The sequence below is a fragment of the Streptomyces sp. NBC_01498 genome, from assembly GCF_036327775.1.
GTDB lineage: Bacteria > Actinomycetota > Actinomycetes > Streptomycetales > Streptomycetaceae > Streptomyces.
Genome location: NZ_CP109598.1, coordinates 2,023,979 through 2,038,252, shown reverse-complemented (window position 1 = coordinate 2,038,252; position 14,274 = coordinate 2,023,979). Strand labels below are relative to the sequence as shown.

Annotated in this window: 14 protein-coding genes; 5 read left to right on the top strand and 9 right to left on the bottom strand. The window is 72.4% G+C overall.

Annotated elements, in window-relative coordinates:
* Window positions 1-322: 322 nt before the first annotated feature.
* On the top strand, window positions 323-2,938 hold the full coding sequence (locus OG875_RS08400) for an ATP-binding protein (RefSeq protein WP_330177655.1): 2,616 nt from the start codon (window positions 323-325) through the stop codon (window positions 2,936-2,938).
* A gap of 117 nt (window positions 2,939-3,055) precedes the next feature.
* Here OG875_RS08400 and OG875_RS08395 read toward each other — a convergent pair whose 3' ends face one another.
* Window positions 3,056-3,376, bottom strand: coding sequence for a signal peptidase I (locus OG875_RS08395; protein WP_330177654.1), 321 nt, complete (start codon window positions 3,374-3,376; stop codon window positions 3,056-3,058).
* A gap of 63 nt (window positions 3,377-3,439) precedes the next feature.
* Entirely contained in the window at window positions 3,440-4,066 is a 627-nt protein-coding gene (locus tag OG875_RS08390; protein ID WP_330173593.1) for a class I SAM-dependent methyltransferase, read from the bottom strand.
* Window positions 4,067-4,129: 63 nt separating this feature from the next.
* Between OG875_RS08390 and OG875_RS08385 the strand changes: the two genes are divergently transcribed.
* Window positions 4,130-4,792, top strand: coding sequence for a TetR/AcrR family transcriptional regulator (locus tag OG875_RS08385; protein WP_330173592.1), 663 nt, complete (start codon window positions 4,130-4,132; stop codon window positions 4,790-4,792).
* 397 nt (window positions 4,793-5,189) lie between these two features.
* Complete coding sequence (locus OG875_RS08380; RefSeq protein WP_330173591.1) at window positions 5,190-5,603, top strand: hypothetical protein; 414 nt, start codon at window positions 5,190-5,192, stop codon at window positions 5,601-5,603.
* Between the two features lie 54 nt (window positions 5,604-5,657).
* Here OG875_RS08380 and OG875_RS08375 read toward each other — a convergent pair whose 3' ends face one another.
* Both OG875_RS08375 and nucS read right to left on the bottom strand, forming a co-directional pair.
* The gene (locus tag OG875_RS08375; protein WP_330173590.1) at window positions 5,658-6,476 is read right to left on the bottom strand and encodes a hypothetical protein; all 819 of its coding nucleotides are present in this window, start codon (window positions 6,474-6,476) and stop codon (window positions 5,658-5,660) included.
* Between the two features lie 191 nt (window positions 6,477-6,667).
* Entirely contained in the window at window positions 6,668-7,339 is a 672-nt protein-coding gene (nucS, locus tag OG875_RS08370) for an endonuclease NucS (protein WP_330173589.1), read from the bottom strand.
* A 214-nt stretch (window positions 7,340-7,553) separates the two neighbouring features.
* Between nucS and OG875_RS08365 the strand changes: the two genes are divergently transcribed.
* Window positions 7,554-7,946 carry an SCO5389 family protein gene (locus OG875_RS08365; RefSeq protein WP_330173588.1) on the top strand — a complete coding sequence of 131 codons (393 nt, stop codon included), beginning with the start codon at window positions 7,554-7,556 and terminating at the stop codon, window positions 7,944-7,946.
* Window positions 7,947-8,185: 239 nt separating this feature from the next.
* Here the strand turns inward: OG875_RS08365 and OG875_RS08360 are convergent, their stop codons facing one another.
* On the bottom strand, window positions 8,186-9,214 hold the full coding sequence (locus OG875_RS08360) for an LLM class flavin-dependent oxidoreductase (RefSeq protein WP_330173587.1): 1,029 nt from the start codon (window positions 9,212-9,214) through the stop codon (window positions 8,186-8,188).
* A 222-nt stretch (window positions 9,215-9,436) separates the two neighbouring features.
* On the opposite strand from OG875_RS08360, the gene OG875_RS08355 reads away from it, so the two are divergent.
* Complete coding sequence (locus OG875_RS08355) at window positions 9,437-9,766, top strand: ATP/GTP-binding protein (protein WP_330173586.1); 330 nt, start codon at window positions 9,437-9,439, stop codon at window positions 9,764-9,766.
* Between the two features lie 310 nt (window positions 9,767-10,076).
* Here the strand turns inward: OG875_RS08355 and OG875_RS08350 are convergent, their stop codons facing one another.
* From OG875_RS08350 to OG875_RS08335, 4 genes are all read right to left on the bottom strand, one after another.
* Complete coding sequence (locus OG875_RS08350; RefSeq protein ID WP_330173585.1) at window positions 10,077-10,922, bottom strand: ABC transporter permease subunit; 846 nt, start codon at window positions 10,920-10,922, stop codon at window positions 10,077-10,079.
* Complete coding sequence (locus OG875_RS08345; protein ID WP_330173584.1) at window positions 10,919-12,214, bottom strand: ABC transporter ATP-binding protein; 1,296 nt, start codon at window positions 12,212-12,214, stop codon at window positions 10,919-10,921. The genes OG875_RS08350 and OG875_RS08345 overlap by 4 nt, the downstream gene beginning before the upstream one ends.
* A gap of 203 nt (window positions 12,215-12,417) precedes the next feature.
* Window positions 12,418-13,197, bottom strand: coding sequence for an ABC transporter permease subunit (locus OG875_RS08340; RefSeq protein WP_330173583.1), 780 nt, complete (start codon window positions 13,195-13,197; stop codon window positions 12,418-12,420).
* Window positions 13,198-13,201: 4 nt separating this feature from the next.
* On the bottom strand, window positions 13,202-14,185 hold the full coding sequence (locus OG875_RS08335; RefSeq protein WP_330173582.1) for an ABC transporter ATP-binding protein: 984 nt from the start codon (window positions 14,183-14,185) through the stop codon (window positions 13,202-13,204).
* Window positions 14,186-14,274: the final 89 nt, after the last annotated feature.

Here is a 14,274-nt window from a genome sequence, read left to right as displayed (position 1 = left end):
GCGGGCGGCCGACGGGCGCGGCACCCCCGGAAGGTGCCGGAGGGCGTCCCAAGGGTCCGGATCGCCGGATCCGACCGGTGCCGCCGCGCCCGACCTGCCCCGATCTCGCCCACACCGCCCCTGAAGCCGCGCACAATCCTCACGAGACCGTGATGTCTCGGACGGGGTGGCACCCCGGCTGTTCCTGAATACTGTCCAGAGGTTTAGGGTTTCGGCCGTCGGCCGACCAACAACCCATACGGCGGGCACCGGACCAGAATTGACAGCGGGGCGTGCGAGGCCGGAAGAGCAACCGCACGCCACGATCTGGGGGGCTTTGACGATGTACCCGACCGACCCGACCGACCCGACCCGTTCGGCGGACCGACGTCCGGCCGGTGAGCTTCCCGCAGGCCCCGCCCACGCGGCACACCCGGCCGGCGGAGACGGCACGGGCCCCGCCGACCCCGCCCGTGCCGAGCGCGCCGACGAACGGCCCGCCGAGACCACCGGCGCCGACCGGCTGTCCCCGTGGCTCACACAGCCCGCCCCCGCCCGCACCGTCGAGCTGATCTCCGGCGACTTCCTCATCACCGTCAACCCGGTCGACGGCAGCGAGATCGAGCCCTGCCCGCCCGGCTCGCAGCCGCCCGCCCCGGTCCGGCTCGGCGCCGACGAACGCGCAGAGCTGCGCCGCGCCGGCCGCCCGCCCATACCGCCGGGCCCCGGCGCGCCCCCGCTCCCGCTGCTGGAACGCCGCGACGAGCGCGACCGGCTCGTCGCGCTGCTGGGCCGGGGACGCTCCGTACGCCTCACCGGATCGGCGGGTTCGGGCCGTACCGCGCTGCTCGAAGCCGTCGCCGCCGACTGCGAGACCCTCGCGCCGGACGGTGTCGTACGGCTCTCCGGCCACCACCGCACCGTCACGGAGCTGCTGTACGAGCTGTACGCGGCGGTCTTCCGCTCCCCGCTGCACCGCCCCGACCGCGCCGGGCTGCGCGACCTGGTCCGGGGCATCGGCGCCGTCGTCGTCGTGGACGACCTGGAGTTCGGCGGCGACACGCTGGACGAACTCCTCGAAGCGGCACCCGAATGCGCCTTCCTCCTCGCGGTCACCCCCGACGTGGACGCCCCCATATCGCGCTCGCCCCTCGAAGAGGTGCTGCTCGGCGGCCTCGGCCGCGCCGCCTCCCTCGACCTGCTGGAACGCGCCACGGGCCGCCCGCTGACCGATGAGGAGGCCAACTGGGCCGGTGACCTCTGGTTCGAGTCCGAGGGCCTGCCGCAGCGCTTCGTCCAGGCCGGGGCGCTGCTGCGCGGGCGGGACCGGCTGCGCGCGGGCCCGGACGCGTACGAGGCGGACGGGGTCCTCGTCCACGAACTGGCGGAGCCCGCGTACGACCGGGGGCCGGGCGACGGCCCCGCCGGGTTCGCCGCCGACGGGTACGACGTACCGGCGCCGCTGCCGACCCTCGGCGAGGGCGCCGCGCCCGCCGGGCTGCTCGCCTCCCGGCTCGGCGACGCCGCGCGGGAGACGCTGCGCTTCGCCGTCGCGCTCGGCGGCGAGGTGCCGCACCAGGCGCATCTGCCGGCCCTCGTCGGTGACACGCACGCGGACGCGGCCGTCGGCGAACTGATGAGTTCCGGCCTGCTCTCCCCGGTCGGCGCCCGCTACCGGCTCGCCGCCGGGGCGGTCGCCCAACTGGAGGCGGAGGGGTACGGCGAGGGGGCCACCGCCCGCGCGCACACCGCCGTCCAGCACTTCACCTGGTGGGCCGGGCACCCGTCCGTCACCCCGCGACGCGCCTCCACGGAGGCCGACGCGCTGCTCGCCGCGCTGACGCCCCTGCTGTCCAGCGGCGAGGCCGGCCACGCGAGCGCCGCCGTCCTGCTGGCCAGGGCCGCGGCGCCCGCCTTCATGGCGGGCCTGCACTGGGGCGCCTGGGAGCGCGCGCTGCGCGCCGGCCAGGAGGCGGCCAGGATCGCCGGGGAGGTCGCCGAAGAGGCGTACTTCCACCACGAGTTGGGCATTCTCGCGCTCTGCGTCGGCAGCCTGGACCGGGCCCGCGCCGAACTGGAGACCTCCATCAGCATGCGCGGGGCCGTGGCCGACCGGCGGGGCACGCTCTCCGGCCGCCGGGCACTCGCGCTGGTCACCGACCGGGAGCAGGGCAACACCCCGGCCGTCTTCCTCGCGGCCGACTACGAACCCCCGGCGTCGCCCGCGCGCGGGACGTCGATGGTCGTCCCCGTCCTGCGGCAGCCGTCCCCGGACGAGCGGCTGACCCTGGTGACACGCCGCGACGGCCCCCGGGCGATCGGCGGCGCGCCGCGCGGTTCCGCCGGGCGCCGCCGTCCGGTGCTGGGCGGCGCCCGCCGCAACCTGGTCGCCGCGGGCGCGGGCGCGGTGCTCGCCGCCGTACTGGGCACGGTCGTCACGCTCGGGGCCACCGGCAACGACACCTCGCCGACGGACCGGGTGCAGACCGACCGGTCGACGGACGACGAGGGCACCGGCGACTACGACGCCGGGACACCGACGGACGCGAGCACCAAGCGTCCGGCCGAACCGGGCAGCGTCCCCGTCAAGGCGGGCCGCTCGACCACCCCGTCCCCGAGCACGAGCGGCGCCACCGAGTCCATGGACCCCTCGGGCACGCCGTCCGACGACCCCTCGGGCCCGGACGACCCGGACCCCTCGGACCCGGACCCGACGGATCCGACCCCCACCCCGACGAAGACGTCGCCGAGCCCGACCCCCTCGGGCTCCAGCTCGCCCCCGCCGACGTCCGGGTCCCCGTCGCCCTCCTCGACCCCGCCCGTCGTCCCGCCGCCCCCGGACACGGCGTCGATGAGCGCCCCGGCGACCCCCTCGTCCCCGGCGTCGGCGTCCATGTCGCCGTCACAGTCACCGTCACCGTCGACGGACGGCACGTCCATCGCTCCGCCGGTGATCTGAGCGGCCCCGGCCCCGCCGACGGCCCCGGCCCCGGCAACGAACGCTCCCGGGGCCGGGGCCGGCGACCGGCCCGGTCGTCGCCGTACGGCCGTTCCGGTTCCCGCCGGGGCCGCGCGGTCATGCCGAGGCCGGGTCCGGCACGGCGTACCCGGCCACGGACGGCCACCGCACCGTCAGCACCACCGACTCCTCCTCCGCGACCCACGAGTGGTCGACACCGCGCCCCCATACGACGTAGTCGCCCTGCCGCTCCAACAGGACACTGCGGCCGGGCAGTTCGACGCGGAAGCGGCCACTCACGAGTACGAGCAGAGCTGTCCGCTCCTCTCCCGCCACCCACCGCGCCCGCGCGTCACCACGGGGATGGACACCCCATTTGATCTCCACGGCCTCGCTGTGGCGCGCATCGCCGATCTCTTTGAAGTGCCCGAGGAGCAGATGCGCACCGCCGCCTCCACCGGCCGCGCACCCTCACCCGAAGCCGCCCCGGCGCGACTGAGTTCACGCGGAGTCGGCGCCGCGGCGCAGCGTGAACCAGAAAGTCGGGACCGGGTTCGTGCCGGGCGTCACGTCGTCCAGCTGCCACCCGGCGAACCTGGCGCGGAGTTCGTCCGCAGTGACGCCGGACCACGAGTCGTCAAACGCCCCGGGCCCGTACCCGAACATCAGCAGACACGCACCGGAGGCGGCGCGCTTGGTGAGGCCGGCTGCGTAGGCTTCGCGGCGGTGCGGTGGAATCCCGCAGTAGCAGCTCAGGTCGAAGAACAGGTCGTACGGACCGGGCACGCCCACCTCGTCGAGACGGGTGGCGTCCCCGCACAGCACCGTGACGTCCGCTCCTGCGGCGTCGGCCTTCTCCCGAGCCTGCCGTACCGCGCGGTCGACCAGGTCGACGGCAGTCACCCGCCAGCCGTGCCGGGCCAGGTACACCGCGTTGGTCCCGGTGCCGCAGCCGAGTTCGAGGACCTGGCCCGGCATCAGGGCGCCGGGCCCCTCTGTCAGGGCCACCAGCTCGGGCGGCGTGATGCCGTTGTCCCACGGCGGCTTGCCGTCCCGGTAGAAGTCCTCCAACACGCGGCGCACAGCCGCCTCTTGGTCAAGCTCCGCAGCTGTCCGAGTCGTACTCATCGTTGCTCCTCCAAGAATCTAAAGTTCAACTCTAGTGACTAACTCTAGAGATAGACTCCCGGCATGGATGCGGTCAAGGGATCCGATGGACAGAACGTCAAGCGCCCCGACAAGAGGGCCGAGCGCTCGCGGCGTACTCGCGAGAAGATCGTCGCGGCGGCGCGGGACCTGTTCGTCGCGCAGGGGTACGGTGCGACAAGCCTTCAGGAGGTTGCGGATCGCGCGGGTGTGGCCGTCCAGACCGTGTACTTCGTGTTCCGAAACAAGCGCGCGCTGTTCAAGGACGTCATCGACACGTCCATCGCGGGCGACGTCGAACCGGTCGCCACGATGGACCGCGACTGGTTCCGCGCCGCGTGCGCCGAGCCCACCGCGGCCGGGCAACTGCGCGCCCACGTACGGGGTGTACGCGACATCCTCGGCCGGGTCGCCCCGATCATGCCGCTGATCGCGGCTGCGGCGGCCACGGACCCGGAGATCGCCGCGCAGTGGCCGGCCGGCCCCGACCCGCGCTACACCGTCCAGCATGCCGCGGCGAAGGCGCTGACCTCCAAGCCCGACGCCCGCCCCGACGTCGACGCCGCCCGCGCCGCCGACCTGTTGTACGGGCTGCTCAGCCCGGAGCTGTACCTGATCTTCGTCCGTGACCGGGGCTGGTCCCCCGACGCCTGGGAGGAGTGGGCATGTGTGGCCCTGACTGCCCACCTCTGCACAGACCACGAGTAGGCCACCGGCCCTTCGGCGACAGCCGCCGAAGCAGAGTCCGCGACCGGCCACGGCTGCGGAAGCTGACCGGGACGCTCACTCCGCTGCACCGTCGTCCGCCCGCCGCGGTGCCGCCGCGTCCAGATCCGTGCCGTGTGCCTCGGCCGGCTCCAGTTCCTCGAACAGACCTCTGCTGCCCTCGCGGCCCCCCAAGGCCGTACACAGCCGTGCACGGCGAGAGGGCCCGGCGCCCGTGACGCGACCCGACTGCTGTCCCCCCTGACGGCTACCATGACCTGCCGGGACCACCGGCGACGTGGAGGCGGACATGGGTGAGAGCGCCGACCGGCCAACTGCCGTGAGATTCCGGCGTGGTGCGGGTTCTCGGTGGGCCTCGGTGTGGCGGCACGTGGGTGCCATGCATCTCAGTGGCGCCGTGTTCGTGCTCACGTTCCTCGTGCCGCCCGCCTGGGTGTGGGACGTGGTGGACGCCGCGTACGCCACGCCGCCGGACGATCCCACCGCCGACGCTCCCTTCCTCGCTCTCGTCGTGCCGCTCGTGATCGTGACCTTCCATGTGGCGGTGCAGATTCCCGCCGGGCTTCTGGGCAGTTGGCTGGGCCGAAGGCGGACGACTCTCGCCGGATACGGGAGCGCCGTCGTCGTCGCCGGTGTGCTGAGTCTGCTTCCCCTGTGGGGCCAGGGATGGGACACCTTCTGGATCTGGCTCGACTTCGTGGCGCGCGGCGCGATCGGGCTGGGCGCGTACCTGTGGGTCGTACGGGCCCGGCCGGCAGCCGTCGCGTCCTCGCTGCCCCGCGGCACCTCGTAGGCGTACGGGGGTCAGGTCCCCGCGAGCGCCGGGACGCACCCCGCACCAAGAGACCTAGTCGCTGTCGAAGCTGTCGCCGCCCGTGTCCGCGGTCCAGTCCGCCGCGTCGTCGCTCCCCTCACCCCGGGCACGGCCCGATGTGCTCGCCCCGGGAGCGCGGGGCGGGGCCGGCCTGGACCGGTGGAGTCGCAGCGCCTTGCGGTCCCGTGCCGGCGCGCGGGCGAGTTCGGCGTCGGCGATGTCGCGGCAGTGGCGGGCGAAGCGGGGCCGGCGCTCCGTGTACGACTCACGCCAGGTCGCGACCGCCCACAGGGTCAGCACCGGCCAGCCGAGCAGCGGCAGGCCCGCCCAGAACTCCGGCTCCTCGATGCCGCCGGGCGCCGGGGCGCCGGAGCGGCCGCCGTGCAGCCCCATACCGAGGACCAGGGGATACGCGAACCAGATCAGACCCACGCGCTGCGACCCGTTGTACTTCTTCACGGGGAGGACATCCTCCTTCACGCGCGCACGGAACGCCCCGAACTCCCCCTCCGTCTGCACCTCGTGGAACCGTGTGCCGGTCGCCGCCCGCGACCGGAGAGCCTCGACCAGGGCGCGGAGGGCCGGATCCGCCGGCTCGGGCGCCGACTCCACCGCGGTGACCAGCCCGTCGTCCGAGACCTCGACGACACCGTCGGCGAGGAGACCGCAGAGCGCGACCTCGGTCGCGTCCGGCAACCAGTGAGACCGCTGGTACGCCGCCCGCACGGGGGAGACGCCCTCGGCCGTGGCCCGGCGGATGAACGCGCGATCGCGGCGGCCCCCGCGCCACCGGATCACCCGCAGCGCGACATCCACGGCGAAGAACGCCCCCAGCCAACCGGCGATGATCAATTCCGACTCCACCGACCAGAACACCGCGCCCCCGCCCCTCCGTCGCTCAGGGAAGTGTGCCCATCACGAGGCGTTCCGGGGAAGTGGGTCGGCCCGTGTCTCGGCACAGGGGGGCGGTGCCTGGCACGACGAAGGGGCGGTGAGTGGCTGCCCGCCGCTCACCGCCCCGCCGCACTCCTCCTCAACAGCCCTCAGAACAAGCGCAGTTTGTCGTCCTCGATGCCCCGCAGCGCGTCGTAGTCCAGGACCACGCAGCCGATGCCGCGGTCCGTCGCAAGGACGCGGGCCTGGGGTTTGATCTCCTGTGCCGCGAACAGGCCCCGGACCGGGGAGAGATGGGGGTCCCGGTTCAACAGGTCGAGATAGCGCGTCAGTTGTTCCACGCCGTCGATGTCGCCCCGGCGTTTGATCTCGATCGCGACCGTCGCGCCGGCCCCGTCCCGGCAGAGGATGTCCACCGGGCCGATCGCCGTGGGGTATTCGCGGCGGATCAGACTGTAACCGTCGCCCAGTGTCTCGATGCGGTCGGCGAGCAGTTCCTGGAGGTGCGCTTCCACGCCATCCTTGATCAGGCCCGGGTCGACGCCGAGTTCATGGGACGAGTCGTGGAGGACTTCCTCCATCGTGATGATCAGTTTCTCGCCCGCCTTGTTCACGACCGTCCATACTCCGACATCGTCTCCCGTGCCCTCTTTGAGGACGCAGGGCGGCGACATCCAGTTGAGCGGTTTGTACGCCCTGTCGTCCGCGTGGATCGACACGCTCCCGTCAGCTTTGACCAGGATCAGGCGGGGGGCGATGGGCAGGTGGGCGGTGAGCCGGCCCGCGTAATCGACGGAGCAGCGGGCGATGACGAGACGCATGGTCCGCAACGCTACTCGACTGCCGACGTCCGCCGCGATTCGCCCCTCAAGCCCCTTTCGTTTGTGGCCGGTTGTGTTCCCATTCGCCTGGTGCGCTCCGGACAGCACGCATACCGTGGATGCAGGAGGTCGCCGTTCGTGCACGCTGCGTCGTCGTCTCCCCCTTCCCTGCCCGTAAGGCCCCGGTTTCTCCGGGGTCGCGAGAGGAGAACCCATGTCGCTCGACGTCTCACCGGCACTGTTGGAGCAGGCCGAGCGAGGCGAGGTCGACGAAGCCGAATTCGTCGACTGCGTCCGGACCTCCCTGCCGTACGCGTGGGAGATGATCAGCTCCTTGGTGGCTCAGCTGAGGGTGGACGGCGGAGAGTTCGCCGACAACCAGACGCCGCCGCCGGACGAGCAGGCACGTGGTCAACTGCTGCGCGCACTCGCCAGCGACGCGATCCGTGGTGCGCTTCAGCGTCACTTCGGGGTACGTCTCGCATTCCAGAACTGCCACCGGGTCGCGGTGTTCCCGCTCGACCCCTCGGTCGACGAGCGGCTCGCCCGTTTCACCTCCATCAGGGGGCAGTTGCTCAACCAGTCGCCGGAGCTCCGGGACTGCTGACGGCTTCGGTGCCCGGCGGATTCCTGGGCCGACACAGGGATCCGCCGGACGGTCCGGGGGCGGACGGGCGTGGTCCGGGGTCCGCCGGACAGTCCGAGCGGCGCCGTACGGTCCGATTCCACGGGACGGTCCGGGCCCGCCTCACGGTCCGGTCCGGGGGCCCACCGCCCGCGCGTCCGGGTCAGCACCCTGACGAACAGGGGGACGCGCCATGTGGGCCCCGCCGTCGCGCCGCCGGGTCAGCACAGTTGGGGCAGCACTTCGGCCCCCATCCTCCTGACGTTCTCCTCCGTCGCCGCGAGGTCCCCGGAGCCCTCCACGAGCAGCGCGAAACGCGTGATCCCGGTCCGTTCCGCCGTGGCCGCGAGGCGGTCGGCGGCGAGCCGGGGCGGCCCCACCGGATGCAGCCCGCACAGCAGCTCCGTGTACTCCACGGGATCGCGCATCGAGCGCGGTCTGCCGTCCACCGTCACATGGGCGCCGAGTCCCAGCCGCAGCCAGCCCGGCATGGCCTTCACCAGCGTCTCGGCCGCCTCGGTCCGACCGTCGGCGATCTGTGCCACGCCCGCCGAGACATGCCCGGCGCGGTCCGTCTCCTCGGGCGTACGGCCCGCCGCGCGGGCGTGGGTCCGCCAGAGGGCCACCATCTCGGCCTTCTCCTCGTCCCCGCAGTGCATCCCGAGCAGCATCGGCAGTCCCCGCTCGGCCGCCAGCCGCACGCTCGCCGGTGATGTGCACGCGACGACCACCTCCGGGCCCCCGGTGTCCCCGATCAGCTCGTCCGGCCTCGGTACGACGGGCACCTCGCGGAACCGGTAGCGCTCGCCGTCCGCCGACACCCGCGGCTCGCGCAGCCACCGCAGCAGCAGGTCGAGGGATTCGGGGAAGTCCCGTTCGTACGCGCGCAGTCCCGACCCGAAGACCTCCAGGTCGACCCACGGCCCGCCCCGGCCCACGCCGAGCGAGAACCGCCCGCCGGAGAGCAGATGCAGCAGCGCCGTCTGCTCGCCGAGGGCCACCGGATGGATGTTCGGCAACACACTGACCGCCGTGCCCACCCGTAAACGCCGGGTGCGTCCCAGCAGCAGACCGGCCAGGGTCACGGCCGACGGGCAGGTGCCGTACGGGACGAAGTGGTGCTCGGCCAGCCAGACCGAGTCCAGCCCCGACTCCTCGGCGACCTCCGCCGTACGCACCGCTCTGTGCAGCGCTTCTCCCTGGCCCTGGCCCGGAAACTGGGCCGCCAGTACAAAAGCCCCAACTCGCATTGTTCTTTGCCTCCTTGTGGCTGACACTGCTCCCCTCTGTCGGCATTAACGTCTGACACGTGCCAAAGGCACGGGCAGTGGTGGACGTTGTTGCGATTGTCCGTCAAGTGAGCCGTGCGGGTGGCCGCGCTCCCCGGGGCGTCCGGTGGCGCCGGGCGGGGCACGCTCGGAGTGGCCCGTACGCTGGAGTGGAACCGCGCTGTCTGCCCCGTGAGGTGTCAAGTGTCCCCGCGCCGCAACCGCCCCCGAGGCGGCGAGAGCCCGACCGACCACGCCGGTGAGGCGACGGACCGGTACGGCGGCTTCCAGCGGACCGAGTCCTGGCAGGGCGAGCAGTGGGCGGTGCGGAACGTGGCCGGCGCGAGCGCCGCGGGCAAGCGCTACCGCTGCCCCGGCTGCGACCAGGAGATCCCGTCGGGCATGCCGCACGTGGTGGCCTGGCCGGAGTACGGGGGCGTGGACGACCGGCGGCACTGGCACAAGGCGTGCTGGAACGCGAAGGACCGCCGCGCCTCCCGGGTGCAGCGGTCCCGCAACGCGCCGCGCTTCTAGGACCTGCCGTGTGGATCCCGCCGGGGCTCGGGTGCCCCGGTGCCGCACCTCGCCGCCGTTGACGGCTCGGGAGGGCGGCACGGCCTCCGCCGTGCCGCCCTCCTCCGCCTTGCGATCCACGGCACCGACGCGACATCGGCCGCTGACACGGCGGGCGCTCACCGATCCGGCCCGATCCGGCCCGATCCGAACGACGGAACCCGGAGCCGGGCCTTCGCAACCGGGGTTCCGGCCCCTCGGGCTTGCGCCGGGGCTCCCCGGCCGCGTTTCCCCGGAGCCGCCCCCGAGGCGAGGGCCGTACCGCCCCGCCCTACACGTCCCGCCGGTCCAGCGCGAGGAAGGCGAGGACCGACGTCACGGCCGTGACGCCCGCCACGATGAACAGCGGGTCCCAGCCCGTCGGGCCCGACCCGGTGAGCGAGGCTTCGTAGAGCACCGCCAGCTGGCTCGGGATGGAGTACTCGAACAGCGCCTGCTGGACGTCGACCAGCGACGACGAGAACATGAACATCGCCATCACCAGCGGCAGCAGCACCACCCCGATCATGACGGTGATGGCGCCCGCCGAGTGCCGTACGAGAGCGCCGACGGCCAGCGACAGCAGCCCCAGCAGGGCCAGATACAGGCCGACGCCGATCGTCGCGCGCACCCACTCCTCGGCGGTGGGCGTCCGGCCGCCCAGCAGCACCACCTGGATGGCGCCCACGACACCCGCCGTCACCGTCGTGATGGTGAAGACGAGCAGGAAGAAGACGAGTGCCTTGGCCGCCAGCACCCGGCCCCGGCTCGGGCACGCGGTCAGCGTGGTGCGGATCATGCCGGTGCCGTACTCGGAGGTGATCGTCAGCACGCCGAGCGTGATGACGCAGATCGAGCCCAGCAGCACGCCGAAGAAGCCGAGCGGCAGCGCCGACTCGCCACCCACCGGACCCTCCGAGAACGAGACGGTCCACGCCGCGAGCGTGCCGATCCCCACCATCAGGAAGATCATCACGCCGAGGGTCCACAGGGTCGAACGGACGGAACGGATCTTGGTCCACTCCGAGGCCAGCGCGTCGCCGAAGGTGGCCCGGCGGACCGCGATCGGCGAGACGTACGACCCCAGGGGCTGCCCGCCCTGCCAGAGGGGGGCCTGCTGCTCGTTCGGGGCGGTCATCGGGCGTCCTCGGCGGGAGTGGTGGCGGGCGGTGCGGTCTCGGTCGTCCCGGCGGGTCCCGGGGCGGGGGCGGCAGGCCGCGAGTCGGTGGCGGTGGCCTCCGGGGCGGGCGCGGCAGCCGTGGCACGGGGCGCGGCAGCCTTGACGGCGGGCGCGCCGCCGTCGGGCGCGGACGCGTCGTCCGCCGCGGTGGCCGCCGTCGTGTTCGTCGTCGCGTCGGCCGTCGGGACGGGCGCGTCCGTCGCGTACGGGTTCTCCCCGGGCGGCGGCGGCGCGTACCAGCCCTGCGTCGGCACCTCGGGCACCACCGGCGGCTCGTACAGCTGCCCCCCGTACCCGGGCGGCTCCGGCGGGGTGAACCCGGTCAGCTCGTCCGCCGTCGACCGGTAGTCCACGGCGCTCTGCGTCAGCCGCATGTACGCCTCCTCCAGCGACGCCTGGTGCGGGGACAGCTCCCAGAGCCGTACGTCCGCCTCGTGCGCCAGGTCGCTGATCCGGGGCAGCGCCAGCCCCGTCACCCGCAGCGCGCCGTCCGGCTCGGACAGCACCTGACCGCCCGCCTCGCCGAACACCACCAGCAGCTTCTCGCGCGCGCCCGCGTCACTGTCGGCGGGGCGGACCCGCGCGAAGTCCGCCGAGTTGTGCGAGATGAAGTCCCTGACGTTCATGTCGGCCAGCAGCTGCCCGCGCCCGATCACGATCAGATGCTCCGCCGTCACGGCCATCTCGCTCATCAGGTGCGAGGAGACGAAGACCGTACGGCCCTCGGACGCCAGCTGCTTCATCAGATTGCGCACCCAGAGGATGCCCTCGGGGTCGAGCCCGTTGACCGGCTCGTCGAAAAGCAGCACCTGCGGGTCGCCGAGCAGTGCGGCGGCGATGCCGAGCCGCTGGCCCATGCCGAGCGAGAAACCGCTCGACCGGCGCCGCGCCACGTCCTGGAGGCCGACCACGCCCAGCACCTCGTCGACCCGGGCCGCCGGGATGCCGGAGAGCTGGGCCAGCGACAGCAGATGGTTGCGCGCGCTGCGCCCGCCGTGCACCGCCTTGGCGTCGAGCAGGGCGCCGACCTGACGGGGCGCGTTGGGCAGGCCCCGGAAGGGATGCCCGCCGACCGTCACGCGGCCGGCGGTGGGCCGGTCGAGCCCGAGGATCATCCGCATGGTGGTCGACTTGCCCGAACCGTTGGGGCCCAGGAACCCGGTCACGGTCCCCGGCCTCACCTGGAAGGAAAGGTTGTACACGGCCGTCTTGGCGCCGTAGCGCTTCGTCAGGCCGACTGCCTCGATCATTCTCCAGCCCCATCGACAGGTCAGTCAGGTGGTCGGGGCAGTGGCCGCTCCGGGCCGAAGGCCCCCGTAAGAGTGAGGAGCGTATCCGGGCCTTGACGGTTCCGGCCACGTCGGCCTGTCGGCACGACGAGGGTGACGAAGCGGAACGGGGTGCAACGGGCGGGCCGGCCGGGGAGCCGGATGCCGTACGGGACGGACTTCGCTCAGGCGTCACGCTTCTTCAGGACGAGATAGCCGCCCGCCAGTGCGGCGATCACCCACAGCACCATGATGCCCATGCCCTCCCAGGGCCCGTAGGGACCCTCGTCGGAGTTCAGCGCGCCGGGCACCACCTGGAGGATCTTGGAGCCCGCCTGGTCCGGGAAGTACTTGGCGACCTCCTTCGCCTTCGGTACGGAGGCGAGGATCTGCGAGACCAGGAAGAAGAACGGCATCAGGATGCCGAGCGACAGCATCGAACTGCGCAGCATCGTCGCCACGCCCATCGAGAACAGCGCGATCAGCCCCATGTAGAGCCCGCTGCCGACGACCGCGCGCAGCACGTCCGGCTCGCCGATGCCGGTCCCGTGCTCGCCGAGGGCGGCCTGGCCGAGGAAGAACGTGACGAAGCCCGTGATCAGACCGACGACCAGGGCCAGGCCCCCGGCGACCAGGAGCTTGCTGAAGAGGAAGGCGCCGCGCCGCGGTACGGCGGCGAGCGAGGTGCGGATCATGCCCGAGCTGTACTCCGAGCCGACGACCAGGACACCGAAGACGACCATCGCCAACTGGCCCAGGATCATGCCCGAGAAGCTCACGAAGGTCGGGTCGAACGTCGCCCGCTCGGCGTCGGAGAGACCGTCGAACGTGGAGTTGAACAGCGCGGACAGCCCGACGCCCAGGGCCACGGTCACGAGGAACGCGACGGCGAGGGTCCAGGTCGTGGAGGCGACCGTACGGATCTTGGTCCACTCGGACCGGATGACCGCTGGTAGCGACGCCATGAGGTCAGGCTCCCTTGCCCTGGTTGTCGTGCTGTCCCCACTGGGGCCCCGGAACGGCGGCCGGCCGCGGGGCATGGCCGCCGCCGTCGTGGGCGTGGTACTCGACGGACTCGGCCGTCATCCGCATGAACGCCTCCTCCAGGGAGGCGCGCTGGGAACTCAGCTCGTGCAGGACCACCTGGTGCCGGGCGGCCAGTTCGCCGATCTCCTCCGTGCCGGCGCCGTCGATCTCCAGCGCCCCGTCGGCCGCCGCCGTGACGGTGTGACCGCCCTCGTGCAGCGCGTCCCGCAACTGCTCCTGCTGCGGTGAGCGGAGCCGTACGAAACTGCGTGAGTTCTCCTGGATGAAATCAGCCATCGAGGTGTTCGCCAGCAGTTTCCCCTGCCCGATCACGATCAGATGATCGGCGGTCAGCGCCATTTCACTCATCAGATGGCTGGAAACGAAGATCGTCCGACCCTGGCCCGCCAGAGCTTTCATCAGGTTGCGAATCCAGTGAATGCCCTCCGGGTCCAGACCATTAACCGGTTCGTCGAACATCAGGATCTCCGGATCACCGAGCAGCGCCGCCGCGATTCCCAGCCGCTGGCCCATACCGAGTGAGAAACCTTTTGACTTCTGTTTGGCCACGGCCGTCAGACCGACGGTGTCGAGAACCTCGTTGACCCGGCTCACCGGGATGCGATTGCTCTGGGCCAGACAGAGAAGATTGTTGTACGCGCTCCGCCCGCCGTGCATGGACTTCGCGTCCAGCAGGGCGCCGATGTACTTCAACGGCTCCGGCAGCTCGCGGTAGTGCTTCCCGTCGATCCGGACCGACCCGCCGGTCGGGATGTCCAGATCCAGCATCATCCGCATGGTGGTCGACTTGCCGGCGCCGTTCGGTCCCAGAAAGCCCGTGACCACCCCGGGCTTCACCTGGAAGGAGAGGTGGTCGACCGCGACCTTCTTCCCGAAATGTTTGGTGAGCCCGTCGACCTCGATCATGCGGACCAACCTAGGGGCGCGCAAAGCCCCCCGCCACTCCGGTGACAGGGGGCTTGCACGATCGTTATGCGGGAAACTCGCCGTTCCCC